Genomic DNA, 24,347 nt, shown 5'->3' with positions numbered 1-24,347 from the left:
AATTAACCTTTCACCGCACCAGCCGTGAGGCCGGAGACGATCTGGCGCTGGAAGAACATGACCAGCACGAAAAGAGGGGCAGTAGCGGAAACAACGGCGGCGACGGCGAACATGACGTTGCCCTCCGTCTGCGTGGTGCCGAGGAACGAGGCGATCTTGGGAACCATCGTCTGGTTCTCTTTCGACAGCAGCATCGAGGTGACGATGAAGTCGTTATAGGCGAGCAGGAACGAGAACAGCCCTGTCGTAATAACGCCCGGCCACATGACAGGAATGATGACGTGTCGGAAAGCCTGAAAACGCGTGCAACCATCGACCATGGCGGCTTCGTCCAAATCCTTCGGAATTTTCTCGAAGAAAGAATGCAGCATCCACAACGTGAAGGGCTGATTGATCGCCACGAGCACGATGATCGAGGTCGGCAAAATGCCCCACAGGTTCCACTCGAAGAATGGCAACAGATAGCCGGACACCAGCGTCATCTGCGGCAATGCGCGGAAGATAAGCGCGATGATAAGCAGCCAGATCGTGTAGCGGAAACCGGAGCGAGACAGCGCGTACCCCCCCAACGTGCCGATGGTGAGCGACGTGCAGACCACGAAGAAACACACGAGGAAGGAATTCAGAACCGCGCGCCAGAACTCTTCCTGAATCCAAGCTCCTTCATAGCCTTCACCCGTGAATGGACTGCCAGCCTTGAGGACCGTGAGCGGTCCGGTCAGAGCGTTCATCCAGTCGGCCTTGGAGAAGAAGTCCAACTCGACTTTGAAACTACCCCAGAACGTCCACAGGAAAGGAAAGGCTGCGATGACGAGCCAGATAATTATGAAAAGCGCCGAGAAAATCTTCAGGGCGGGAGAACGGTGGCGGGCTGCGGCATCCATGGCTTAGGCCCTTACGTTTTCGCGTTGAAGTCGCGCCATGTGCGAACGAGCACCGGCAGGAGAAGAATAGCGATACCGATGATCGTCAACACCGATGTTGTGGCGGCTGATGACAGCAATCTGGTTTCGCCGCCCAGATCATTAAAGATGATCCAGGACAGGGTGGTCGCATGGGCTTCCGCCTTAAAGCCGACCACGGGCTCAAAGACGCGGAAATTGTCCATCAATTGAATGAGCGCGACGAATGTCACCAGCGGCATAAGGTGGGGAATGACGACATAGCGGATGCGCTGCCATCGGGTTGCGCCGTCAATCATCGCCGATTCCAGCGTGTCCTGCGGTAGTGTTTGCAGACCGGCGTAGAAGACCACGAAGGCGAACGGCGCCGAACTCCAAACGCCGTACACCATCAGCATGATCCACGTCAGCGGCGTGGAGGATTTCAGCGACAGGCCGGGGTCGTTGGCAAGATATTGCAGCGCGGCCCCCAACACCCCCCGGCTGTCCACCATCCAAAAGAGAATGAGTGACCCCACAAGCGGGGTGACGATCATGGGCAGAAGCGAGAAGAAGATCACCGGCCCCTTCAGCCATGTCGACAGATTGTTGACGGCGACAGCAATGACGAAACCCAACACGATGAGCAGCGGCGTCACGACGAATGTGTAGGTAAGCGTAAAAGCCAGCGCACGGTAGAACGGCAGGTTGAAAATGTCGGAAAAGAACTCGCCGATGGACGCGGATGATGACCATGAGGCAGCAATTTCCTGTGTCGCCAGATGTCCGCGGTTAAAATACAGATCGAGACCGACGAAGCGGCCCAGCGGCTGCGCTTCACGCAGGGCAGCAGTGGCCTCGTTATCGACCGTCGTAGCCTTGGTGCAACCGAAGGGGCCGCAGTTTTCTACCTCGATGATAACCTGTTCGTGGGGCGTGTAGACCGACTGGATGACCACGGAAACGATGGGCAATGCGATGAACAAAAGCATCGCCAACCCTGTGGGCAGGAAGAACCAGAAAAACGTCTTGTGCTTCATCGGCCACGCTTCGCCGCAATGCGGCGCTCCCCAAATCTGACGAAAGCGTGACGCAAAACGGGGAGGATGTCACCACCCTCCCCGCTTCAATTTTCACCCTTATCCACCGTGTTGAAACACAGGTGAAAAGCTACGATTAGTTCAGGAAGCCCTGTTCTTTAGCAGCGGCATTGTAGGCAGCTTCCACGTCAGCCAGTGTTTTGGCAGCGTCTTCCTTGCCCTGCAAATAGTCTGGCAATTCGGCACCCAGCGCACTGTGCAACAGGCCGTGGTAAGGCAGCATCGGATAAGGCTTTGCACCACCTTGGGCTGCCGCGAATACGCCTTTGGCAGCGTCGGTGGGCTGGTAACCGTCCAGCAACCAAACAGCCTGCTTGCTCACTTCTTCGTCCTTAATGATGTCCGGGCGAATGGCGTGCATGTAGGCTTTGAAGGTGGCTTCCGCGTCTTCATCGGAGATGTTCTTGGAGATGGTAAAACCGTCCCACCAGAGCGTCGTTGCCGGAATTGAACCACCGCCAACGGTCATCGGACCGGCAATGTCCGTGCTGGCCGCGACTTCTTCAGTGGAACCGTCTGCCGATTTCAGCGGTTCGACGCGCGAGCCCCACATATTCATCATCGCCATGTTACCGGCTTTCCACTCGGCTGATGTGCCGTTGGAATCGTGGGTCAGGTAATCGGGGTTGGAAAGCGATGCGACCTGCTTGAGCATGTCGAGGGCCGCAACGCCCTGCTCGTTGTTGATGCTCACTTCGGCGGAACCGGCTTTGTAGAACTCGCCGCCGTGGCCGATATACATGTTCACGAATTCCTGCGCGAGGTTCCAGCCAGCCGCGTAAGGGCCGCCCAGCGGGTTCTCGAGCAGACCCATTTCCTTGATCTTCTTGCCGCCGGCGATCATTTCTTCATAGGTTTTCGGCGGTGTGAGGCCGGCTTTTTCCAAAATGTCCTTGCGGAAGACGAGGTGCTGGGCGTTGGCCATGAAGGCCACTGCCATGACTTTACCATTCACGCTGACCAACTGGTTTGGCTTCAGATTACCACCGAATTTTGCGACCAGATCGTCCAGCGGACGGATGAGGTCATCGTTCATCAGCGCCACGATGGAAGAGTTGGCAACGATGGCGGATGTGTATTCCGCTGGGTTACCGGTCATGCCAGCGACGTTGATTTTCTGGTGGTCGGCGGTGAGGTTGGTTTTCACTTCCACGCCGTCCTTGGCGCATTCCATGACGCCTTTGCCAACGGTCTGAATGGCCGGGAATTCGTTACCGACGATAGAGATTCGGCCGGATTCGACAGCGCATTTCGCATGGCCATCAGCCAGTGCTGGCGTCATGTAAGCGAATTGCGAACCGGCCAGCATCAGGCTGGCGGCGAAAATGGATTTGGTGACAGTTTTCATAAGATCTTCTCCCGTTGGTGGGCGCAGAGCCAGACCGAAACCAACGGTCATGAAAGCTATCCGCCCGATAGATGTGCAAATGCGAGCCTTCACCCGGTTTGCGTCCACGCCAAAACAATCACCATTTGAAAGGCGGTGCAAGATGAAGAAACGACGCTTGCTTCCGCGCAAAAGTGATGGCCTAGCTTTGGGCGAAACACGATTAGGTTTGGCGGCACGATGGGCGACGAGAAACTAGCAAACGGCTGCCTGCCCATCGAGCAGGCGCTCAATCTGGAAAACAAGCAGTTCGTGGCAAACGCGATGGAGGCCGTGCTGACGGCAACCGACGCGGCACTGGAAGGCACGCTAGCATCTTTTTATGCAGATGATGCCCATTGGCGCGGGTCGCATCCGTTGAACGAAATGGATGGTGCAGAAGCCATGGTCGAGACCGTTTGGCGGCCACTGCGGGCATCGTTCCCTGATCTCGAACGCCGAGACCTCATCATCAATGGCGGGCGCTATCGCAACCGCCATGGCGAAGTGCGCGAAATGGTCGCTTGCGTCGGGCATTATTGCGGCACGTTCAAAAAGGACTGGTTGGGCATTCCTGCCACCGGCCAACCCATCTTCCTTCGCTACGGCGAAGTGCATGAGTTGGGGGATGGTAAGATCATCCGCTCAACGTGTTTGTGGGACGTGTTGGACGTGATTCGCCAAGCCGGTTTCTGGCCGCTGGCACCTTCATGGGGCACGGAAAGCATGTGGGCGGGGCCGATCACCGGCGATGGCTTGCTGATGAGCGAGCAAGACATGGACGAAGGCCTAGCATCAATCGCCCAGACCCTCGCCATGCATGCCACGCTCGGCGCTTATAACGACCATGCCATGCAGGGTCGTGACGGCCTGCTGAACATGCCTCAGCGCGAATACTGGCACGACAAGATGATGTGGTACGGCCCATCCGGCATCGGCACCACGCGCGGGTTGGCAGGGTTTGTGGACTTTCACCAATTGCCGTTCCGCCTCACATGGCCGGGTCGCACAGGTGGGCAAAACATCATCGACCGCGAAACTGAGACCGAAACAAAAAGCGATGCAGGCCACTACATCCAGATCGGCGACGGATCCTATTCAGTTACCGGCGGCTGGCCGAGTGTGGTGGCCGTCCATGACGGCACAGGCGCAGTGTTCGGCTGCGGCACCACCGGTAAAGCGGTGGAGATGCGGGTGATGGATTTCTACCTCCACCACGAAGGCAAAATCCGCGAAAACTGGGTGCCCATCGATGTCATTCACATTCTGTTGCAGCAGGGCGTCGATGTGATGGCCCGTGTGCGCGACCAGTTCGGGCGTAACCGGTTGGGCTTAAGAGGCTAGATGACCGCCACGCGCTTTGAGGCCTGCCCTTGCAAATTCAGCAGACCTATACCGAACACCAAAAGCGCTAGGCCGGAAGCGACCGTGCGCGCGATGTTCCACGCCTGCCAACGGGGTGAATAATCCGCCCAGATTCGCGCGGCGCGACCCGTTCTTTCTAAGTCGGTAACGACGGCTAGCGCCTCGTTCATTGGTACGTTGACCATCGCCGTTGGCAGCAGCGCGCCGCAAACATAAATGGCGCTTGCCGCTGTAAAGAGTATGGCCGCAAGCCTTGCACCGGTACGCCATGCCGATGCCGCCGCGGCCAACCCCACCACTGGCGTAAGGAAGAATGCTGGAAAGAAAACGGCGTTTCGCACAGATGCGTTCATCGCCTGCATCGCTGTCACAGCAACGATAGGGTCGGCCTGATCCAAGCCCCACATGGTGGAACAGACCCATGCGTAGAAGAACCCGAAGATCGCACCGAACATCAGCATAGCGATGAGGGAAAGTGTGGATGTAAGGCGGTCAGGGCTGGCCATGGGTGCGCTAAATCTCCATAAGTGTATTTGTGTGTACACTAATATTGGTGCATACATGTACACTTATTGGTCAAGAGGTTTCCATGACAAGCGGTGATGACGAAAGGCGCAAAACCATTGAAGCCGCGGCATATGCGGTGCTGGCGGAAAAGGGCTATCGTCGAACTTCGATGCTGTCGGTCGCCAAGGCCGCAAAAGCCTCCAACCAAACGCTATATCGCTGGTACGGCACGAAGCAGGGTTTGTTCACTGCCCTTATCGAGCGGAATGCCGACAGCGTCGTGGCCGACATGCCCGAACTCAACGAGACAATCACAATGCATCCGATGGTCGCCTTCGGCCAACACCTGCTCACCATGCTGACCGGCGACCGCGCCATCGCTCTGAACCGCGCAGCGGCTGCGGATGCAGACGAAACCGGCGAGTTGGGGCCTGCGCTAGCAAAATCGGGACGCGAGCGGGTGTTTCCTGTGATGATGGATCTGTTGCGGACCCATCTACCGAACACAGAAGTGGGACTGGAACATGCGGAATTATTCGTGGCGCTGCTGGTCGGCGATCTTCAGATCAGACGGGCCACCGGCGCAATACCGGAAGTGTCACGGGCCATGATTTACGAACGCGCCAATCGCGCATGGCGGCTGATGCAAGCGTTCAGCGCGGAAAGCTAGATAGAGCCCGCTTCCACAAGGAAGTTTGCCGCAGTGCACATCTTTGCATCGTCAGATGCGAGAAACAGCACCATGCGGGCAACATAAACCGGCTCGATGAGGTCTGGCAGACACTGGTTGTCGCGGTGGGCCTCGATGCTTTCTTCGGTCACCCAAAGATTCTTTTGGCGGTCGGTCATTATCCAGCCCGGCACCACGCAATTTACGCGGATGCGGTGGCCGCCGAGTTCGTTCGCCATGGAGCGAGTGAGGCCGTGAACCGCGCTTTTAGCTGCGGTGTAAGCGGGCATGTTGGTGCCTTTTTCCCACCAGGAGTTCGACCCCATATTGATGATGGAGCCGCCGCCTGCCGCAATCATATCGTCAGCCACGGCCTGAATGGCGAAGAACTGGTGCCGCATATTGGTGTGCTGGCGCTCGTCCCAATATTCCGGTGTCACGTCGCGCCAATCGTGGCGGTCATCGCGGGCCGCGTTGTTCACGAGGACATCGAAGCCACCAAGCTTTTCGCGCAATTCTGAGATGCTGGCGCGCATGGCGTCGATGTCGCGCAGATCGCAGATGCCGCATTCCACCGCGTCGCCAAGTTCAGCAGCAAGCTTTGTTGCGCCATCAGCATCAAAATCGAGAAAGCCGACTTTGGCACCTTGTTCAGCAAAAGCACGAACCATCAATTCGCCGATGCCGGATGCACCGCCGGTGATGAGGACGGATTTGTCTTTGAGGCTAGGGTAGCTGGCGAATTGATCCGTCATATGGTGGCTCTTAGTTGGCAGGTGGCGTGAGCGATAGGCTCATGCGCTTGATAAGGCCATCATAGGTGGGGCGAGCCGATTCGGGATAGACCAGTTCCATGCCGGACAGACGGTCACCCGCATCGTTGGTTTCGAGGCGCTGGTAGAAGATCGAGCGGCCCTCACCTTTGCCCTGATAGCCTGATAGCACGACCCAGTTTTCCTTGGCGGCCTTGTAGGTCACTTCGCGGTCGTCACGCTCTTCAGCGAGAATTTCTTGTACGGCTTCCAGCGACAGCTCATCACCGTTCATCACGCCATATATCCGCAATTCCGCGTCATCGTCCGTAGAGACCAGTGTAATCCCGTCGCCATTATCGGCTTCGATGCGGTCTTCGAAGACGCCCGTGGGATAGTCGATACAGAACTGGTAGCGCGGATTGCAGTATTGGCCCCAGCCGTCTTGTGCGCCGGCTGGCACTGACAGTGAAAGCGCAAGCAAGCCAAACCATACAAGACTGAATAATGTGGCGGCAGTTATCGTGACGGTGCGAAGCATCGTGGTCTTCCCTCTGAGGTTTTGCATCGCCCTGTGCCCGGGGCTGTGTTCGTCTGCTCCCTAACGCGCGAGACGGCAATTGGTTGACGGCAAGTTAACACCGATGGCAGGCGGGGCTGTGAAAAATGCCACAGTCGGCGCAACACTCCACAAGCCAAGCCAGAACAAGAACGGATAAGCCCATGTCATCTCACGGCTATGAAAGCGGGCGGTTGAACCTGCCCTTCGTCGGCATCGCGACCTTCGGCAAACGCGAGGTTTGCGGTGATTGGTCGAAGCTTAAAGACATGAAACCGGACGTAGCCGTACTTGGCGCACCGTTTGATGCAGGCACACAGTTTCGCGCGGGCGCCCGCTTCGGGCCGCGCTCGATCCGTGAAGCCTCGACGCTGTTCTCTTTCGGCCATGCCGGTGCCTACGACCATGAGGACGACGCGACATATCTGGATGGTGACGTGACCATCGTTGATATGGGCGATGCCGACATCATCCACACCGATACGGTCACCTCCCACGCCAATATCGAGACCGGCGTGCGCGCGGTGCTGGCGGCAGGCGCGATACCGGTAACGCTGGGCGGGGACCACTCGATCAACATTCCAGCCATCGCTGCCTTCAGCGAAGAAGAGCCGTTCCACATCGTACAGATCGACGCGCATCTGGATTTCGTCGATGAACGACACGGTGTTCGCAACGGCCACGGCAACCCCATGCGACGGGCAGCAGAGCGGGACTACGTGACCGGCCTCTCGCAATTCGGCATCCGTAATGTCTCTTCTACAGCTAAGGAAGGCTATGAGGATGCGCGGTCGCGCGGTTCCGACATCATGTCGGTGCGTCAGTTCCGGAAGCTTGGACCGCAGGCGATGGCGGAGAGGGTTCCGGCCGGTGAGAGGATCTACATCACCATCGACATAGATGGCTTCGACCCCTCTATCGCACCGGGCACCGGCACGCCGTCCCATGGCGGGTTTCTCTATTACGAAGTGCTGGAGTTCCTGCAGGAGCTATCGAAGAGCCACACCATCGTTGGTATCGACCTTGTGGAAGTCGCCCCCGATTATGACCCGTCAGGTTCGACGCCCATTCTGGCTGCACAAGTGCTGCTGAATCTGCTGGGTTTCATCTTCCACGAGCGCAAATCAGGTCGCTAAAATATAGGCGTTGCCGATTCTGCACTTAACCGTTGTCGTATCAACACCGGCCTGCGTCGCACTCTGCTGTTGACGTTCACGTCATGATCGGGTTGTCTGCGCCGCAACACGCGCGAGGGGATGGCACGCGGTCATTTCTTCGCTCAGGGGCCGACCAAATTCAGGTGACCATTTGAGTAACTCAGAGTCCGACGCCTATGTGCGTTTTGACCACGTCCAGAAGAGCTATGACGGCGAAACGCTCGTCGTCAAAGATCTCAATCTCGACATTCCCGAAGGTGAGTTTCTCACCATGCTTGGCCCGTCGGGTTCAGGTAAAACCACGTCTTTGATGATGCTGGCAGGCTTTGAGCCCGCCACCCATGGCGAGATTTATCTCGGTGGGGAAAGCATCAACAACGTGCCGCCCAACAAGCGCGGCATCGGCATGGTGTTCCAGAACTACGCTCTTTTCCCGCACATGACTGTGGCCGAGAACCTCGCCTTTCCGCTCAACGTGCGCGGCATGAACAAGGTTGAAGCCGAAGCGAAGGTGAAACGCGCGCTGGAAATGGTGGAACTTCCTGCCATGGCCGACCGTCGCCCGGCACAGCTTTCCGGCGGCCAACAGCAACGTGTCGCCGTTGCTCGTGCCTTGGTGTTTGATCCCAAGCTGATCCTTATGGATGAGCCGCTGGGCGCGCTCGACAAGCAGCTGCGCGAGCAGATGCAGTATGAAATCAAGCATATTCACGAAAATCTCGGCGTCACCGTCGTTTATGTGACCCATGACCAAGCCGAAGCGCTGACCATGTCGGACCGAATCGCGGTCTTCGAAGACGGCGTGATCCAACAGCTTTCGACACCGGACGACCTCTACGAGCGGCCAATGAATTCGTTCGTTGCGCAGTTTATCGGCGAGAACAACAAGCTGAACGGTCGGGTCAATCAGGTGAAGGACAGTGTTGCCACAATCACGCTTGATGATGGGCAGAAGGTTTCGGCAGAAGCCGTTGGCATTGATAACGCTGGCGATCTGACAACCCTGTCGCTGCGCCCAGAGCGCGTCGAGATAGAACCAGACGATGGTCAGGTGGACAATATTCTGTCCGGCCGCATCGAAGAGTTGATCTATCTTGGTGACCATATTCGCACACGTATGAATGTCGCCGGTAACCCGGACTTCATCGTGAAAGTGCCCAACAGCGCGGATCACAAACCGCTGGTTGAAGGCGATACCGTACGCGTTGGCTGGAAATCAGCCGATTGCCGGGCACTCGATCATTTGGCTTCGTAAAAACGGCCAATAAAGTTGCAGGTCGCCGCACAACGTTGCGGAGACCGCAAAACCATCCAGCCAAAGCAGAAAACCAAGGCCGGATACAAACATGAGAGTTATCTCAAAGGGAGACTACCACATGAAACTCACAAAACTTCTCGCCAGCACCGTGCTGACAGCATCCGTCGCTCTGGGCGCAACCGCAGCTTTCGCTGACGGTCACTCCAAAGCAGTAACCGTGATGTCTTGGGGTGGTGCTTACACCAAGTCCCAGGTCGAGGCTTACCACAAGCCGTTCACCGAAAAGACAGGCATCAAAATCAACTCCGTTGATTCCGACAATCCTGCCAAACCCATCAAAGCACAGGTCGAAGCCGGCAACGTGACTGTCGATGTCGCTGACGTTGAGTATTCCGATGCCGTACGTCTGTGTGACGAAGGCCTGCTGGAGCCAATCGATGCTTCCGCACTGCCAGATGGTGCCGACGGATCCAAAGCTACCGACGATTTCATTCCAGGCGCACTGACCGATTGTGCAGTTGCCAACATCGTTTGGTCGACAGTGTATGCTTATGACTCTTCGAAAATCTCGGGCGACAAGCCAACGACGATGGCCGATTTCTTCGACACGAAGAAATTCCCAGGCAAGCGCGGCCTGCGTAAGTCTGCAAAAGCCAACCTGGAAATGGCTCTGATGGCTGACGGCGTTCCTGCCGCTGAAGTTTATGAAGTGCTGGCAACCGAAGCTGGTGTCGAGCGCGCACTCGCGAAACTCGACACCATCAAAGCTGACGTCGTCTGGTGGGAAGCCGGTGCACAGCCGCCACAGCTGCTGGCCGATGGCGAAGTCGCCATGACCACCGCTTATAACGGCCGTATCTTCAACGCAGCCGTTACCGAGAACAAGCCGTTCGAAATCGTCTGGGACGGCCAGATCCTCGACTTCGACCTGTTCGTGATCCCTAAAGGTGCACCGAACAAAGAAGGCGCGATGGACTTCATCAAGTTCGCCACGTCCACCGAAGCACTGGCCGAGCAGGCAAAATGGATCTCCTACGGTCCAGCCCGCAAATCCTCCGGTCCCCTCGTTGGCTTGTTCAACGACGGTAAAACCGAAATGGGCCCGCAGATGCCAACAGCTGCAGCCAACATGGGCAACGCTCTCGTGAACTCCTTCGAGTTCTGGGCTGACCGCGATGCGGAACTGTCCGAGCGCTTCAACGCATGGTTGAACAGCTAAGGCGCTTTCGGGTGGAGATGATGAGCATGCTCCTCGCTTCCCCGACGCTTTGAACTAATAAGAGGCCGGGGCATCCACGGATGTTCCGGCCTTTTTTATGCTAAGTCCTTGCAGCGAACGGGCCATTCGGGCCACGCTGCAAAACGTTAAAGACACCGTCGGAGATGGCTGCCAACCGCGCCGCCGACACATCAATTTTCCGCTCCCCTCCTTAGATCGAGGGGGTGGAGCGAGGGGGCAGACATGGCCGATACGACCGCAGCTGATAATTCACAGTACAAAGCCGCAGCACTTGCCGCGCTCGCTCCGCAGACAGGCAAAGGCCCTCTTACCACTGCTGACGGCACGCCGCTGAAGGCCGCGTTGGGCAAAGCACAACGACAGGCACGCATTCGCGCTTTCATTCTGGTGGCCCCGCTGCTGGCCTTTATCCTCATCACCTTTATCGCACCTATCGGGTCGATGCTGTTCCGCTCGGTGAATAACGACAGCTTTTCCGCCAATGCGCCTGCCCTGTCGCAGTGGTTCGATCAGAACCCCGGCATCGTCGGCGTGCCGGAGGATGAGGCGGCATGGGCAGCGCTTGCTGCCGACCTGAGGATCGCCAAGAAAGAACGCACCGCCGGTCAGATGGGCACGCGTATCAATTACGACCTGCCCGGTTCCCGTTCGCTCTTCACCAAAACAGGCCGTCGTGCCGACAAGCTGGAGGCACCGTTCAAAGAGGCCTTCGAGAAGGTCGATAAACGATGGGTTGACCCCGACCTGTGGGGCGTCATGCGCCGCGGCTCTTCGCCAAACACCGCATCATTCTACTATTCTGCAGTTGATCTGACGCAACAACCGGACGGCTCTGTCGTCGCGGTGGATGAAAAACGTGCGGTCTATAAGGATATTTTCGTTCGAACATTGATCCTGTCAGCGCTCATCGCTGGGCTGTGTTTCCTGCTTGGTTTCCCCGTCGCGCATATGCTGGCGACGGTGCCGACGCGCTATGCAAACCTGCTGCTCATACTCGTGTTGCTGCCCTTCTGGACATCGCTGCTGGTGCGAACGACATCGTGGATCGTGCTGCTGCAATCGCAGGGCGTCGTCAACGATGCGCTTGATGCGCTAGGCTTCTTCACGCTGATGCAAAAACTCGCGCTGTTCGACCCTATGCAACAAGCTGGAATCATCGGCTCCACCGGCCGTTTGGAAATGATGTTCAATCAAGCCGGTACGATCATTGCGATGGTGCACATTCTGCTGCCCTTCATGATCCTGCCGCTGTTCTCGGTCATGAAAACCATCCCGCCGAGCTATGTGCGTGCGGCCCGTTCGCTGGGCGCATCGCAACCTCGGGCGTTCTGGAAAGTCTATTTCCCGCAGACAATCCCCGGCATCGGCGCAGGCTTATTGCTCGTGTTCATTTTGGCCGTTGGCTACTATATCACACCCGCCCTTGTTGGCGGCGCGAAGGGTACGCTGATCTCCAATCTGATCGCCTTCCACATCGAAAAGTCGTTCAATTGGTCGCTGGCTGCGGCACTTTCCGCCATCCTGCTCGTCATCGTGTTGATTATGTACTGGCTCTATGACCGCATCATCGGCATCGACAATATGAAGCTCGGTTGATGGCGCGTTCCGACACAAAACGATCACCCGCCGCCGTCGTTCCGCTGTTTGAAAACGAACGGTTTCGTTCCGTGCGTTTCGACTTTGCGCCGGGCGCTGAAACCGGCTGGCACACACACGGCCTCGACTACGTCATCACCACCATCACCCCGTGCAACTTCCTGCTGGAAGAGCCGGACGGCACCAGCCGCACGGTGAAATTGGGTGCCGGTGAATCCTACCAGAACGCCTGCGGCGTCGAACACAACGTCATCAACGGCGGTGACGCGCCCATGAGTTTCGTGGAGCTCGAAATAAAATGAAGCACATCATCAACAATCTGTCCGGCAAAGGTGCCATCGCGCTAGTCGCGATCGCCGTGCTGTTGGCTGTGGTCACCTTTAACTGGATTGTGGTTCTGGCCTTCCTTCTGTTCTTCGGCGTGCCATTGGCGCTGATGCAGGAGCAACCGGCCTACACATCGCGCGGCGAAATGGCGTGGGCCTACACCTATACATTCATGTGCGCGGCTATTTTTGTGTTCCTCATATCGCCAATCCTCGTGGTCATTCCGCTATCGTTTAACGCGGAACCGTACTTCACTTTCACCGAAAAGATGCTGGCCTTCGACCCCGCAGGCTACTCCATGCGTTGGTACGATCAGATGCTCGCGCTGGGCATGGCGAACCCTGACAACCCAGATTCCGCTGCATGGTGGTCAGATATGTGGAACAACTCGCAATGGGTGAACGCCACTAAGAACTCCATTATCATCGGCTTTTTCGCCACTTTGCTGGCCACAGCACTTGGCACATTGGCAGCGCTCGGCCTGTCGCGTCCTGAAATGCCTTGGCGCCGGACGATCATGGCCTTCCTCATCTCGCCGATGATCGTACCGCTCATCATCACGGCAACGGGCCTGTTCTTTTTCTACTCAGATGTCGGCCTCGCCAACTCCTATATCGGCATCATCATGGCCCACGCGACGCTGGGCATTCCCTTCGTCATCATCACCGTGACAGCCACGCTAGTGGGTTTCGACCATTCGCTTACACGGGCCGCACAGTCTTTGGGCGCAAACGATCTTACGACTTTCCGCCAGATCATACTGCCGCTCATTACGCCGGGTGTGATTTCAGGTGCGCTGTTTGCCTTTGTCACATCGTTTGATGAAGTTGTGGTGGTGCTGTTCATCGCAGCCTTCGACCAGCAGACCATTCCTCGCCAGATGTGGAACGGCATTCGCGAGCAGATTTCGCCCACTATCTTGGCGGCTGCGACAATCCTCGTGTTCTTCTCCATCGCATTGCTGACCACGGTCGAACTGCTTCGTCGTCGTTCGGAACGTATGCGTGGTCTGTCACCTGACTAAGCGTTCCCATCGACTAAGTCAGACGTCGCCTGCGGCACAGCAGTGCTTGCAAACACGCTCCTAGCGCGCCAATCTTTCTTATCGGTGGGCAGGCCGAAAGGGCGAATTGCATCTGCTTGAGTTGATGCACCAAATGGGCGAGTTGCGGCGTGAACCCGGATATGGGGCATCGCAGCTTTGGGAAGGCGGCGGGTGAATTACGGTACAGCGGAGCAGGACTCTACGCAGGATAATGCTGCTATCGCGACATCCAATCAGTCGCAGACCCCTAAAGACGCGGGGCAGCAGCTTGATGCAGACATCGCATTTCTGGAAAGCTTCGGACACGAACGCGCAGTTTTAACGGCTGCGCAAAACCGCGCCCACCTGTTCGGTGTGTCGGCTTCCGACGTCTTGCTGTTCCACGGAGTGCTAACCGAACGCGACTATTTCCGCTGCCTCGCATTCCACCACAACCTGCCCTTCGAAGAACGCACCATCTCACTGGAACCATCCCGCCACGGCGTCCCCGATCCGGAGACATTGGCGCGAGCCGAGCAGTTGGTTTCCCATGTTGCTGACCCGGTAACTGGCGTCCCGTTGCCCGGGCGCATTCATATTGCTCCGGGGCGGCAGGTTTTGGACCTGATGGCCCGCAACAGATCAGCACTCAGCGGACGGGCGAGTGTCGTCACACGCACTGCAAATCGGATCGCGGTGCAGGCACGCCACGCGGCCAGTCTGACGCAAAAGGCCATATATCCATCGCGGTTAGCAGGGATGAACGCCGAGCGCTCCATGACAGCCGTTCAGGCCGTCGTGCTCTTGGTCTTGATACAGGTTCTGCTGTATCTCGCCATTTTCTCACCCGGCACACCGCAGCTTCTGCTTCACATCATGGCAACGGGCTTTTACCTCGCTTGCATTGCCGTGCGCGGCGCGGCTGCCATCCGCTTTCGCCGCACCAGACCGCCGGCCCACGACACATCCATGCCCGAAAGCTTAAGCGACCGCGCAGCACTGCCGCGCTACGCCGTTTTGGTTCCCATGCGCCAAGAGGCCGGACAGGTGCCGGATTTGGTAGGGGCTTTATCCAAGCTGATCTGGCCAAAGGAACGGCTCGCGGTCCGCTTGATATGCGATGCAGACGATGGCGAAACGATCAATGCGGTATGGCATGAATTGGAGAAACCCGGCCTCGCCCATATGCAGTTGGTGGTTGTTCCCGTCTCAAAGCCACGCACCAAACCCAAGGTGTTGAATTGGACGCTGCAACTCATCGATGCTGAGCGCTTGGTCATCTACGATGCGGAAGACCGCCCCCACCCCGGCCAGTTGATGGAAGCACACAATGCCTTTGCAGCAGGCGGCCCGGATCTCGCTTGCCTGCAAGCTCCGCTGGCCATTCACAACACGGATGAGAGCTGGCTGTCGAAGATGTTCGCCGTTGAATATTCCAGCCTTTTCGACGGCTTGCTGCCCTTCCTAGCCTCCATTCGCGCACCGCTGCCGCTGGGCGGCACGTCTAACCATTTCAAGGTGGACGCGCTGCGCGAATGTGGCGCGTGGGATGCATGGAATGTGACGGAAGATGCGGACCTCGGAATGCGCTTGGCACGCACCGGCTACCGAACTGACGTGCTGCGCTCGCCAACATGGGAGGAAGCGCCGATCCATTTCACGGCGTGGCGCAACCAGCGCACCCGCTGGTTCAAAGGCTGGATGCAAACGTGGCTGGTCCATATGCGGAACCCAGTCGCGCTTTCATCCGACCTTGGCTTTCGCGGCACGATCATGTTCCACGTTATGATAACCGGCATGATCTGCTGTGCGTTGGTGCATCCGCTTCTGCTGGGGTTCCTCGCCTATTGGACTGTCGATGTGTGGAACGCGGTTGCAGCTTCGCAGCCGGTTTCGGTCTGGGTGCCGATTGATTTGGCGACCGTTCTGGCGGGCTACATCACCTTCGCATGGCTGGCTTGGCGCACTCTGAAGTGGCGCAATCGAGGCCACCTTGCGACCGGTCTCGTATGGCTACCGGTCTATTGGATGGCGTTGTCCATTGCGGCATGGCGGGCATTGCTACACCTGCTCATCAAACCGCATGAATGGGAAAAGACCGAACACCGCCTGCGGCGGTGATCTATCTGGCCGTCGCTCCGCTTGCCGGACCTGCGCCGCACGACCTAGTAAAAATGCTTCGACAGTTTTAGGCCTTGCGCCTGATAATTAGAGCCGAGGTCCGAGCCGTATAGCGCGGTAGGGCGTTCCTGCATCCGTTCGTAAACCAGTCGACCCACAGTTTGTCCGTGTTCGAGGATAAACGGCACCTCGTGGCTACGGACTTCCAGCACAGCCCGTGAGCCAGCACCACCGGCATTGGCATTGCCGAAGCCGGGATCGAAAAAACCAGCGTAGTGGACGCGAAATTCACCCACCAACGGATCGAACGGCACCATCTCGGCGGCATAATCCGGCGGCACGTGAACCGCCTCGCGGGACACGAGAATGTAGAACTCGTCTGGGTCCAGCACCAGCTCGCCACCATCGGTGCGGTGCAGCGGTTCCCAATAGTCGGCGACCTTGCAGGCTGCCTTTTTGTCCACATCGACCACACCGGTGTGGCGTTTGCCACGATAACCGATAAGACCGTTTTCATCGCCTGAAAGATCAATGGACATAGCGATGCCTCGGGCATCAATATCGTGACGTTCACCCGCCACCAGCGTTTCGGCTTCGTGCAGTTTCAACAGCTCTTCAGCACCCAAAAGCGCATCGCCCTCGCGGAAGCGGATTTGCGACAGACGCGAACCGGGACGGACCAGAACAGGGAACGTGCGAGGCGAAATCTCGACATAGATCGGGCCGTTGTAACCAGCCCCCACCATGTCGAACTGGCGGGCACGGTCCACAAGCACGCGGGTAAATATATCAAGACGACCGGTAGAGCTTTTCGGATTGGCAGATGCCGCTACCGTTTCGGGCAGTGCGGCGCGCTCCTGTAATTCGACAATGTAAACGCAGCCGACTTCCAACACAGTGCCACCATCCAACGTGAATTGGTGCAGCGCGAAGCGGTCCAGCTTTTCAGCCACCGTCGTTTCGCCCGGCAGAAAGGAGGCACGGACACGCCAAGCTTTGCTGCCCAAGCGCAGATCAAGGCTGGCAGGCTGGATCTGGTCTTTTTCCAGTTCGGAATCGGAAGCGAGGCGGCCTGTTTGGAACAGGTCACCGATCTGACGGTCACTGAGGATACCGGATACGCTCGACATGAGAGTGATGTGCGGCGCGAACGCCGTTGACGCAACGGTGCTTTGAAGCCTATCACCATATTTGTGGTGATTTGGCCGGTCGGCTTGCAGCCACGTAAAATAAGTCGCTAAAGGACCGAACGATGGTGGGACAGCCCGCTATGCAACCGGTTTTGCGATTGTCCGCGAAGCTGGTTTTTTTTGTGCCTCATCACAGAACGGCTTCGCATGTGCATTGCGAAGGAACGAATATGAAGAACCACAACTGGCAACCCGCCACCCGCCTGATCCACAGCGGCACTACCCGCTCACAGTTTGGCGAAACATCCGAAGCGCTCTACCTTACTCAGGGCTTCGTCTATGACAGCGCGGAAGCTGCCGAAGCGCGCTTCAAAGGCGAAGACGAAGGCTATGTCTATTCACGCTACGCTAACCCGACCGTCTCCATGTTTGAAGAGCGCATGTGCGCAATGGAGGGGGCGGAAGCCTGCCTTGCAACGGCCTCAGGCATGGCCGCCATTTCTGCAGCACTTATGTGCGGATTGAAAGCGGGCGATCACATCGTGGCAGCGCGCGCGCTGTTCGGGTCGTGCCGCTGGGTGGTGGAAACGCTCTGCCCGCAATACGGTATCGAAGCGACGCTGGTGGACGGGCGTTCGTTGGACGCATGGAAGGGGGCCATGCGGCCCAACACGCGGGTGCTCTTTCTCGAATCTCCGACGAATCCGACGCTGGAACTGGTGGACATCGCAGCGGTCGCTGAAATCGCCCGCGATGCGAATGCTCGCCTCGTGGTCGACAACGTGTTCGCCACGCCGCTCTACCAAAACCCGCTGGAACTGGGCGCGCATGTGGTGGTCTATTCCGCGACCAAACATATCGATGGTCAGGGACGCTGTCTGGGCGGAGCTATCCTGTCCGACAAGAAATGGAGTGACGAGACCTTGTTCGATTATTACCGCCACACCGGCCCCAGCATGTCGCCATTCAACGCATGGGTGTTGCTGAAAGGGCTGGAAACCCTGCCGTTACGCGCGCGCCAGCAAACCGAAAGTGCCGGTGCGATTGCGGATTTCCTGGCCGACCATTCAGCCGTCAGCCGTGTGATCTATCCCGGTCGCGCGGACCACCCGCAGGCTGATATTGCGGCGCGCCAAATGGCAGCCGGTTCCACCATGGTGGCGTTTGAACTGGCGTCCAAACAGGCGGCTTTTGCGTTTGAAAATGCGCTTGCGATTGTCGGAATTTCTAACAACCTCGGCGATGCCAAAAGCCTCGTCACCCATCCTGCCACGACCACGCATAAGAACTTGTCAGATGAAGACCGCGATGAATTGTCCATCACTGGCGGCACAGTTCGGCTGTCTGTGGGACTGGAGGACACAGGCGATCTGATCGGTGATGTCGAGCAGGCGTTGGCTGCGATTTAACTCGGCTATCAATTGTCATCCCCGTTTGCGTGGGGATGACAATTGAGGACGTAGTTTAGCTCAGTGCGCGTTGCTGTCGTCGCCCAGCACTTCTTTGCTGGCCACCGTGCTGTCAGCTTTCAGCTTGTAGATCATCGGAATGCCGGTACCTAAATTTAGGCCGGTGATGTCTTCTTTGGACAGACCATCGAGCACCATGACCAGTGAGCGCAGGGAATTTCCATGGGCTGCGACCAGTACCGTTTCACCACGCAAAACGCGGGGCAGAATTTCGCGGATGTAGTAGGGCCATACGCGGGCACCGGTGTCACGCAGGCTCTCGCCGGTTTCACCGGGGGGCGGTGTGGCATAGCTGCGACGCCAGATGTGAACCTGATCTTCGCCCCATTTGGCGCGCGCGTCATCTTTGTTCAGCCCTGCCAGATCGCCATAGTCGCGCTCATTGATTGCCTCGTGGCGGATGGTTTGCAGATCAGCCTGACCAACGCCGTCGAGAATGAACTGGCAGGTGCGTTGGGCCCGAATTAGCTCTGATGTGAACGCCACATCGAACTTCATGCCGCGTTCGCCAAGCGTCTTGCCTGCCTCGATCGCTTCTTCGACGCCCTGCTCCGTCAAGTCGGGATCTTTCCAGCCTGTGAACAGGTTCAGCTTGTTCCATTCGCTCTGGCCGTGGCGCACAAGGACGAGTGTTCCGGACATATTTGGTCTCCTAAAAAGGTTCAGTCTTTGGACAGCCCGAGCACGTCGAGCATATCGTAGCGGCCTGGATTTTTGTCCCATGCCCATAGGGCGGCTTTCACCGCGCCACGAGCGAACAGCAGGCGGTCGGTGGCGCGATGGGTGAGTTCGATGGTTTCGCCCTCGCCTGCATAAAGCACCGAATGTTCGCCGATGACAGAGCCGCCTCGCAGTGTGGCAAAGCCGATTTCGCCAGCAGGACGTGCGCCGGTGATGCCGTCGCGAACGCGTGTGGAGTTTTCGGCCAAGACAATGTCGCGGCCTTCGGCGGCAGCTTCGCCCAAAAGAAGCGCGGTGCCGGATGGGGCGTCGACCTTATGGCGGTGATGCATCTCCAGAACCTCGATATCGAAGTCGGCAGCAGCCAACGCTTTCGCGGCTTGGCGCACAAGCACGGCGAGCAGGTTCACCCCGAGGCTCATATTGCCGGATTTTACGATGCGGGCGTGTCGGGCAGCCGCGAGGAACTTTGCTTCATCATCATCCGTGCACCCCGTCGTGCCGATAACATGAACGATACGGGCCTGCGCGGCGAGCGTGGAAAATTCGACGCTTGCTGCTGGAATAGTAAAATCGAGAACGCCATCTGCTTCAACAAACGCGGGCAGCGGATCGTCGGAAATGATAACGCCGTTTGCGCCGAGACCCGCGATCTCACCTGCGTCTTTGCCTATAGCATCGGAACCCTCGCGCTCGGTGGCGCCGGACAGGATAACACCATCCGTTTCGGCCACCGCGCGCACTAGCGTTTGGCCCATACGACCAGCCGCGCCCACGACGACGATTTTCATTGGCTGACTGGACATAAAGGCGGCTCCGGCAAAACCGGATTATCCGGTGACGTTATGCAACCTTGCATAGACACCGCGCTTGCGACCCACAAGTTCATCGTGACGGCCCTGGTCGACGACCTCGCCATTGTCGATGACGATGATGCGGTCAGCGTTGGAAATGGTGGACAGGCGGTGAGCGATAACGAGGGTTGTGCGCCCCTTCATCAACTCGTCCAGCGCGGTCTGCACCAAAGCTTCCGACTGGTTATCGAGGGCGGAGGTCGCTTCGTCCAACAGCAAGATAGGTGCGTTGCGGACGATGGCGCGGGCGATAGAGAGGCGCTGGCGCTGGCCACCGGAAAGGTTTGCGCCGTTCTCGCCAAGTGGAGTGTCATAGCCTTTGGAGAGAGCGGTAATAAAATCATGCGCCTGCGCGTTCTTCGCTGCCTGCTCGATCTCGGCGTCGGTCGCGTCAGGGCGGGCATAGCGCAGGTTATCGCGTACCGTACCTTGAAACAGCACCGGAGCTTGCGAGACGTAGGCGATGTTGGAACGAAGAGCGGCGGTGGAGACCTTGGAGATATCCTGCCCATCGACACTGATCGTGCCTTCTTCGGTCGCATAGAAGCGCTGCAGCAAGGCGATGATGGTGGACTTACCACCGCCAGATGGGCCGACAAGCGCTGTGGTTTTTCCAGCTTCCGCAACGAAAGAAAGATCACGAATAACCGGCAACGGGGCACGCAGGGTGGCCCCTTCCACCGGCAGCTCGTCATAGCTGAACGTTACATTGTCGAAAGTGATCGCGCCGCCGTCCATCACGAGATCGACACCGGCTTCGGCTTCTTTCGATGCAATTTCGGTGTCCAACACTTCATAGATCATCCGCGCGTTGACCATCGACCGCTCCAGTGTCACCCGAAGTTTGGCGAGTTTCTTGGCTGGGTCGTAGGCCAACAGAAGCGCAGTCATGAAGGAGGTCAGATCGGAGGGTTCGTAGCCCTGCGTGATGACACGCCAACCGCCGTAGGAAATGACCGCTGCAATCGCCAAACCGGAGAGCGTTTCCATCAGCGGCGATGTGCGCGCGGTAATGCGGGCGATGTTGTTGGAGCGGCCTTCGGCTTTTACCGTCAGCGCGTCCAGCTTGACGCGAAGCTGCTCCTCCATGGTGAAGGCTTTCACCACCGGGATGCCGTGGGCGACCTCTTGCATGGCAGTCGCGACCTGCGAATTGATATGAACCTCTTCGCGGGCGATCACTTTCACGCGCCGGGCATAGCGAGCCAGTGTCGTGAGTGCGATTGGGCCGATGACAAGAATGGCCAGCGCCAGATAGGGGTCGCGGTACAGCATCACCCCGACCAGGCCGATCAGCGTAACAAGATCACGGGCATAGCCCAGAACCACGTTGTTGAGTAGATCGCGCACAGCGTTCGTGTTCTGGTTCAACTGCGCGATCAGCGACACGGAATGCTGCTTGGCGAAGAACTTTACGTCGAGATCGAGCAAGTGCTGAAACAGGCGTCGCTGATAGCGGGCCACCATGTTGTTGCCGATACGGTTCAAAATGACCGCCTGAAAATAACTCACCGCGCCTTTGACAAGGAAAATCGCGGCGACCACGGAAGACAGGAACACGGCCTGGTTCATATCATTGCCGTAGAACACGTCCTTCACCACCGGCCCCATAAGCCAGGCGGAAAACGCAGTGATGCCCGCCATGATGACGAGGCAGAACACGGCCCATGCATAGTCGCGCCGGTAATGGGAGAAATTCTCCGACACCATGCGCTGGAAGATACCCATGTCCTGCGGGTTCTTCATGAAGGGTTTGAGTAGTCGCTCCAAAGTCGCGTGCGCCCCGAATTTTGATAAAACTGCAGACGAGAGCGTCCGCTTGAGTGCGTTCTAGACCGAGATGGTTGCACACCCGAAGCAGATCAAAGGCCCAAAACGGCGTTTGGCTTCAGGCTGTGGCTTTTGGGTTGCATGCCGCAGCCCGAAACGCACCACTCGTATCACCGTTTCCAGTGGCGACCTTCAAGATCCACCGCGAAAGGTGCCGCCGCGCGGGCGTATCCGGACAGGCCGAGAAGTGCGGGCTGCGGACAGGTGACAACGGCCAATTTCATGGTTTCCAACAGCGCCCTGTGGGGAGCCTTGTCGAGAAATGCTTCAAGCAAGCCGCCTTCATCGATGATCGGAAGCAAGCGTCTTGCGATGCCGCCACCGATATACGCACCGCCTTTGCTGAAAGATGTAAGCGCAAGATCACCCGCAATACGTCCAAGGCAGGCTGCAAAAATGTGCAGCGTTTCAACGGCCTGCGGATCGCTGCCATCCAGCCCGGCCTCCGAAATGTCGGCAGGTTTTTCCAACGCGGGCGTTACGCCATCGGCAACGCACGTGGCGCGATAGAGGTTCGCCATGCCGCGGCCGCACAGCACTTGCTCACCTGAAATGCGCCCGTCGATGCGGTCCAGATGCTGCCAGATCGCCGCTTCGCGTTCATTGCGCGGGCCAAGATCGACGTGGCCGCCCTCGCCGGCCACGGTGGTGAAGCCAGCTCCGCTGCGCACCAAAAGACCGACACCGAGGCCTGTTCCAGGGCCGAGAACAGCTTTGGTCGCACGCTCGTTTTCGATAGCTTGCGGATTCAACTCATGGAAATCTTCCGGCTTGAGGAACGGCAGTGCGAGCGCCTGAGCTTCGAAATCGTTGAACAGGATCAGATTATCGATGGACGTACGGTCCATGAAAGTTTCGGCCACAATATCCCAATGGGAATTCGTGAGTTGTCTTCCCGTTGGCTTCAAAGGTCCGGCACCTGCCAGCACGGCCGATTTGATGGTCACGTCTTTTGGCATGACCAACTGCGTTGCTGCTTCCAAGCTCTCATGCTCGGCAACGACGAGTTCGCAAACGTCGCCCCTGGGGCCATCGGCATCGACAAGCTGAAAGCGTGCATTCGTGCCGCCGATATCGGCGAGCAATGCAGGAAACGGAACTGGTGGAGTGGTGTTACGGGTCATGAACACGCTGCTTATAGCGGCCACCGCGACATTCAAGAGCGAAGTTACCGAAGCTGTTTGTGGACAGGGTGACTTACGCTCACGTCAAAGGAAAAAAGCCGGTGCAATGCGGCGCAGACCGTGCAAGGTTTATGGCAACGGTGGCCCTCAACCGGCCCCGGACCGGGTTTCTGCACCACTTTCCAGAGCCCACGAACCGATCGCGATTGCCACCCCTGTGGCGCGCATCCCACCCGAAAGGACATTCCTCATGAAACATTTCATGCTTGGCCTCGCCGCCGCAGCCTTTACCGCTGTCAGCGTTGTTGGCGCTTATGCCGATGGTCACGTCAAACCTGCCCTCGTTTATGATCTCGGCGGCAAAAACGACAAGAGCTTCAACGAATCCGCTTTCGCTGGAGCCGAGCGCTTCAAAGAAGAAACCGGCATTGATTACAAAGACTTCGAAATACAGAACGACGCCCAGCGCGAACAGGCCATGCGCCGTTACGCCCGCGACGGCCACAACCCTGTCGTCGTGATCGGCTTCTCGCAAGCTGTCGCGCTTGAAAAAGTCGCCAAGGAATTTCCCGACACCAAATTCGGCATCGTCGACATGGTTGTGGAACTGCCCAACGTGCGCTCCATTCTCTTCACCGAGCACGAAGGTTCCTACCTTGTCGGTGTGATGGCGGCGACCGCATCGAAATCCGGCAAGGTCGGCTTCGTTGGCGGCATGGACATCCCGCTGATCCGCAAATTCGCTTGCGGCTACGTGCAGGGCGTCAAATCCGTGAACCCGGACGCTGAAGTGTTCCAGAACATGACCGGCACAACCGGCGCAGCATGGAATGACCCCGTTAAAGGCGGCGAGCTTGCCAAGTCGCAGATCGACCGTGGCGCAGACGTTGTCTATCACGCAGCAGGCGGCACCGGCATCGGTGTGTTGCAGGCAGCAGCAGACGCTGGCGCACTCGGCATCGGTGTCGACAGCAACCAGAACGGCATGCACCCCGGCAAAATCCTCACCTCCATGCTGAAGCGCGTCGATAACGCCGTCTATTCAGCATTCAAGGATGTGGCCGATGAAAAATGGACCACAGGCTTCAACGTTCTCGACCTGAAAGCAGGCGGTGTCGGCTACGCGATGGACGACAACAACAAAAGCCTCGTCGATGCGGACATGCTGAAAGCTGTCGAAGCTGCAGCAACTTCCATCAAGTCCGGCGATGTCAAAGTCCACGACTACATGAGCGACAGTGCTTGCCCAGCTAGCTAACGCTAGATGTTTGGGTTTGGCCTCATGCTGTCGGGCTGCGCCCTTCGCTCCGGCGGGGCGGCCCAACTAGGGCCGGGC

General features: G+C 57.8%; 22 protein-coding genes and 1 riboswitch. Of the genes, 11 read left to right on the top strand and 11 right to left on the bottom strand.

Features of this window, described 5'->3' with window-relative positions; all coding sequences use genetic code 11:
- Positions 1 to 2: 2 nt before the first annotated feature.
- From R2A130_RS08800 to R2A130_RS08790, 3 genes are all read right to left on the bottom strand, one after another.
- On the bottom strand, positions 3 to 884 hold the full coding sequence (locus tag R2A130_RS08800) for a carbohydrate ABC transporter permease (protein ID WP_009464710.1): 882 nt from the start codon (positions 882 to 884) through the stop codon (positions 3 to 5).
- An 11-nt stretch (positions 885 to 895) separates the two neighbouring features.
- Entirely contained in the window at positions 896 to 1,921 is a 1,026-nt protein-coding gene (locus R2A130_RS08795; RefSeq protein WP_009464709.1) for a carbohydrate ABC transporter permease, read from the bottom strand.
- Positions 1,922 to 2,057: 136 nt separating this feature from the next.
- Complete coding sequence (locus R2A130_RS08790) at positions 2,058 to 3,329, bottom strand: ABC transporter substrate-binding protein (RefSeq protein WP_083804251.1); 1,272 nt, start codon at positions 3,327 to 3,329, stop codon at positions 2,058 to 2,060.
- A gap of 219 nt (positions 3,330 to 3,548) precedes the next feature.
- Here R2A130_RS08790 and R2A130_RS08785 point away from each other — a divergent pair, with 219 nt between their 5' ends.
- On the top strand, positions 3,549 to 4,691 hold the full coding sequence (locus tag R2A130_RS08785; RefSeq protein ID WP_009464707.1) for an ester cyclase: 1,143 nt from the start codon (positions 3,549 to 3,551) through the stop codon (positions 4,689 to 4,691).
- Here the strand turns inward: R2A130_RS08785 and R2A130_RS08780 are convergent.
- Positions 4,688 to 5,218 (bottom strand): DUF1772 domain-containing protein, encoded by a 531-nt coding sequence (locus R2A130_RS08780; RefSeq protein ID WP_009464706.1) that lies wholly within the window; start codon positions 5,216 to 5,218, stop codon positions 4,688 to 4,690. The genes R2A130_RS08785 and R2A130_RS08780 overlap by 4 nt on opposite strands.
- A gap of 83 nt (positions 5,219 to 5,301) precedes the next feature.
- Between R2A130_RS08780 and R2A130_RS08775 the strand changes: the two genes are divergently transcribed.
- Positions 5,302 to 5,889, top strand: a complete 588-nt coding sequence (locus R2A130_RS08775) for a TetR/AcrR family transcriptional regulator (RefSeq protein ID WP_009464705.1) — start codon at positions 5,302 to 5,304, stop codon at positions 5,887 to 5,889.
- Here the strand turns inward: R2A130_RS08775 and R2A130_RS08770 are convergent.
- Both R2A130_RS08770 and R2A130_RS08765 read right to left on the bottom strand, forming a co-directional pair.
- Positions 5,886 to 6,644: an SDR family NAD(P)-dependent oxidoreductase gene (locus tag R2A130_RS08770; RefSeq protein WP_009464704.1), complete on the bottom strand. Its 759-nt coding sequence runs from the start codon at positions 6,642 to 6,644 to the stop codon at positions 5,886 to 5,888. The genes R2A130_RS08775 and R2A130_RS08770 overlap by 4 nt on opposite strands.
- A gap of 10 nt (positions 6,645 to 6,654) precedes the next feature.
- Positions 6,655 to 7,182: a hypothetical protein gene (locus tag R2A130_RS08765; protein WP_009464703.1), complete on the bottom strand. Its 528-nt coding sequence runs from the start codon at positions 7,180 to 7,182 to the stop codon at positions 6,655 to 6,657.
- A gap of 182 nt (positions 7,183 to 7,364) precedes the next feature.
- Here R2A130_RS08765 and speB point away from each other — a divergent pair, with 182 nt between their 5' ends.
- From speB to R2A130_RS08730, 7 genes are all read left to right on the top strand, one after another.
- Complete coding sequence (speB, locus tag R2A130_RS08760) at positions 7,365 to 8,336, top strand: agmatinase (RefSeq protein ID WP_009464702.1); 972 nt, start codon at positions 7,365 to 7,367, stop codon at positions 8,334 to 8,336.
- Between the two features lie 172 nt (positions 8,337 to 8,508).
- Positions 8,509 to 9,612, top strand: coding sequence for an ABC transporter ATP-binding protein (locus tag R2A130_RS08755; protein WP_040305516.1), 1,104 nt, complete (start codon positions 8,509 to 8,511; stop codon positions 9,610 to 9,612).
- A gap of 121 nt (positions 9,613 to 9,733) precedes the next feature.
- Positions 9,734 to 10,834 (top strand): ABC transporter substrate-binding protein, encoded by a 1,101-nt coding sequence (locus tag R2A130_RS08750; protein ID WP_009464699.1) that lies wholly within the window; start codon positions 9,734 to 9,736, stop codon positions 10,832 to 10,834.
- 243 nt (positions 10,835 to 11,077) lie between these two features.
- Positions 11,078 to 12,451, top strand: a complete 1,374-nt coding sequence (locus R2A130_RS08745; RefSeq protein ID WP_009464698.1) for an ABC transporter permease — start codon at positions 11,078 to 11,080, stop codon at positions 12,449 to 12,451.
- Entirely contained in the window at positions 12,451 to 12,753 is a 303-nt protein-coding gene (locus R2A130_RS08740; RefSeq protein WP_009464697.1) for a cupin domain-containing protein, read from the top strand. The genes R2A130_RS08745 and R2A130_RS08740 overlap by 1 nt, the downstream gene beginning before the upstream one ends.
- A complete protein-coding gene (locus R2A130_RS08735) occupies positions 12,750 to 13,802 on the top strand; it encodes an ABC transporter permease (protein WP_009464696.1) in 1,053 nt (350 codons plus the stop codon). The genes R2A130_RS08740 and R2A130_RS08735 overlap by 4 nt, the downstream gene beginning before the upstream one ends.
- Before the next feature lie 192 nt (positions 13,803 to 13,994).
- Positions 13,995 to 15,923 carry a glycosyltransferase family 2 protein gene (locus R2A130_RS08730; protein ID WP_009464695.1) on the top strand — a complete coding sequence of 643 codons (1,929 nt, stop codon included), beginning with the start codon at positions 13,995 to 13,997 and terminating at the stop codon, positions 15,921 to 15,923.
- 44 nt (positions 15,924 to 15,967) lie between these two features.
- On the opposite strand, the gene R2A130_RS08725 is transcribed toward R2A130_RS08730, so the two are convergent.
- Positions 15,968 to 17,053: a 2'-deoxycytidine 5'-triphosphate deaminase gene (locus R2A130_RS08725; protein WP_009464694.1), complete on the bottom strand. Its 1,086-nt coding sequence runs from the start codon at positions 17,051 to 17,053 to the stop codon at positions 15,968 to 15,970.
- Positions 17,054 to 17,106: 53 nt separating this feature from the next.
- A riboswitch (SAM riboswitch) is annotated at positions 17,107 to 17,184 on the top strand.
- Between the two features lie 99 nt (positions 17,185 to 17,283).
- Between R2A130_RS08725 and R2A130_RS08720 the strand changes: the two genes are divergently transcribed.
- On the top strand, positions 17,284 to 18,462 hold the full coding sequence (locus R2A130_RS08720; protein WP_009464693.1) for an O-succinylhomoserine sulfhydrylase: 1,179 nt from the start codon (positions 17,284 to 17,286) through the stop codon (positions 18,460 to 18,462).
- 60 nt (positions 18,463 to 18,522) lie between these two features.
- On the opposite strand, the gene R2A130_RS08715 is transcribed toward R2A130_RS08720, so the two are convergent.
- From R2A130_RS08715 to R2A130_RS08700, 4 genes are all read right to left on the bottom strand, one after another.
- Complete coding sequence (locus R2A130_RS08715) at positions 18,523 to 19,164, bottom strand: 2,3-bisphosphoglycerate-dependent phosphoglycerate mutase (RefSeq protein WP_009464692.1); 642 nt, start codon at positions 19,162 to 19,164, stop codon at positions 18,523 to 18,525.
- Between the two features lie 20 nt (positions 19,165 to 19,184).
- On the bottom strand, positions 19,185 to 20,009 hold the full coding sequence (dapB, locus tag R2A130_RS08710) for a 4-hydroxy-tetrahydrodipicolinate reductase (protein ID WP_009464691.1): 825 nt from the start codon (positions 20,007 to 20,009) through the stop codon (positions 19,185 to 19,187).
- 24 nt (positions 20,010 to 20,033) lie between these two features.
- Complete coding sequence (locus tag R2A130_RS08705) at positions 20,034 to 21,827, bottom strand: ABC transporter ATP-binding protein (RefSeq protein WP_050786100.1); 1,794 nt, start codon at positions 21,825 to 21,827, stop codon at positions 20,034 to 20,036.
- Between the two features lie 170 nt (positions 21,828 to 21,997).
- Positions 21,998 to 23,011 carry a glucokinase gene (locus R2A130_RS08700; RefSeq protein ID WP_009464689.1) on the bottom strand — a complete coding sequence of 338 codons (1,014 nt, stop codon included), beginning with the start codon at positions 23,009 to 23,011 and terminating at the stop codon, positions 21,998 to 22,000.
- A 250-nt stretch (positions 23,012 to 23,261) separates the two neighbouring features.
- On the opposite strand from R2A130_RS08700, the gene R2A130_RS08695 reads away from it, so the two are divergent.
- A complete protein-coding gene (locus R2A130_RS08695; RefSeq protein ID WP_009464687.1) occupies positions 23,262 to 24,269 on the top strand; it encodes a BMP family protein in 1,008 nt (335 codons plus the stop codon).
- Positions 24,270 to 24,347 lie beyond the last annotated feature (78 nt).

This window comes from Ahrensia sp. R2A130, from assembly GCF_000179775.1.
Taxonomy (GTDB): domain Bacteria; phylum Pseudomonadota; class Alphaproteobacteria; order Rhizobiales; family Rhizobiaceae; genus Pseudahrensia.
The sequence above is the reverse complement of the archived record's forward strand: the minus strand, read 5'-3'. Positions and strand labels throughout refer to the sequence as shown.

Bases quoted from the DNA above. Each gene is read 5' to 3' on its own strand.
- R2A130_RS08745 (WP_009464698.1), top strand. From the start codon at position 11,078: ATGGCCGATACGACCGCAGCTGATAATTCACAGTACAAAGCCGCAGCA.
- R2A130_RS08790 (WP_083804251.1), bottom strand. From the start codon at position 3,329: ATGAAAACTGTCACCAAATCCATTTTCGCCGCCAGCCTGATGCTGGCC.
- R2A130_RS08770 (WP_009464704.1), bottom strand. From the start codon at position 6,644: ATGACGGATCAATTCGCCAGCTACCCTAGCCTCAAAGACAAATCCGTC.
- R2A130_RS08720 (WP_009464693.1), top strand. From the start codon at position 17,284: ATGAAGAACCACAACTGGCAACCCGCCACCCGCCTGATCCACAGCGGC.
- R2A130_RS08735 (WP_009464696.1), top strand. From the start codon at position 12,750: ATGAAGCACATCATCAACAATCTGTCCGGCAAAGGTGCCATCGCGCTA.
- R2A130_RS08800 (WP_009464710.1), bottom strand. From the start codon at position 884: ATGGATGCCGCAGCCCGCCACCGTTCTCCCGCCCTGAAGATTTTCTCG.
- R2A130_RS08795 (WP_009464709.1), bottom strand. From the start codon at position 1,921: ATGAAGCACAAGACGTTTTTCTGGTTCTTCCTGCCCACAGGGTTGGCG.
- R2A130_RS08765 (WP_009464703.1), bottom strand. From the start codon at position 7,182: ATGCTTCGCACCGTCACGATAACTGCCGCCACATTATTCAGTCTTGTA.
- R2A130_RS08780 (WP_009464706.1), bottom strand. From the start codon at position 5,218: ATGGCCAGCCCTGACCGCCTTACATCCACACTTTCCCTCATCGCTATG.
- dapB (WP_009464691.1), bottom strand. From the start codon at position 20,009: ATGTCCAGTCAGCCAATGAAAATCGTCGTCGTGGGCGCGGCTGGTCGT.
- R2A130_RS08750 (WP_009464699.1), top strand. From the start codon at position 9,734: ATGAAACTCACAAAACTTCTCGCCAGCACCGTGCTGACAGCATCCGTC.
- R2A130_RS08740 (WP_009464697.1), top strand. From the start codon at position 12,451: ATGGCGCGTTCCGACACAAAACGATCACCCGCCGCCGTCGTTCCGCTG.
- R2A130_RS08695 (WP_009464687.1), top strand. From the start codon at position 23,262: ATGAAACATTTCATGCTTGGCCTCGCCGCCGCAGCCTTTACCGCTGTC.
- R2A130_RS08725 (WP_009464694.1), bottom strand. From the start codon at position 17,053: ATGTCGAGCGTATCCGGTATCCTCAGTGACCGTCAGATCGGTGACCTG.
- speB (WP_009464702.1), top strand. From the start codon at position 7,365: ATGTCATCTCACGGCTATGAAAGCGGGCGGTTGAACCTGCCCTTCGTC.
- R2A130_RS08785 (WP_009464707.1), top strand. From the start codon at position 3,549: ATGGGCGACGAGAAACTAGCAAACGGCTGCCTGCCCATCGAGCAGGCG.
- R2A130_RS08715 (WP_009464692.1), bottom strand. From the start codon at position 19,164: ATGTCCGGAACACTCGTCCTTGTGCGCCACGGCCAGAGCGAATGGAAC.
- R2A130_RS08700 (WP_009464689.1), bottom strand. From the start codon at position 23,011: ATGACCCGTAACACCACTCCACCAGTTCCGTTTCCTGCATTGCTCGCC.
- R2A130_RS08775 (WP_009464705.1), top strand. From the start codon at position 5,302: ATGACAAGCGGTGATGACGAAAGGCGCAAAACCATTGAAGCCGCGGCA.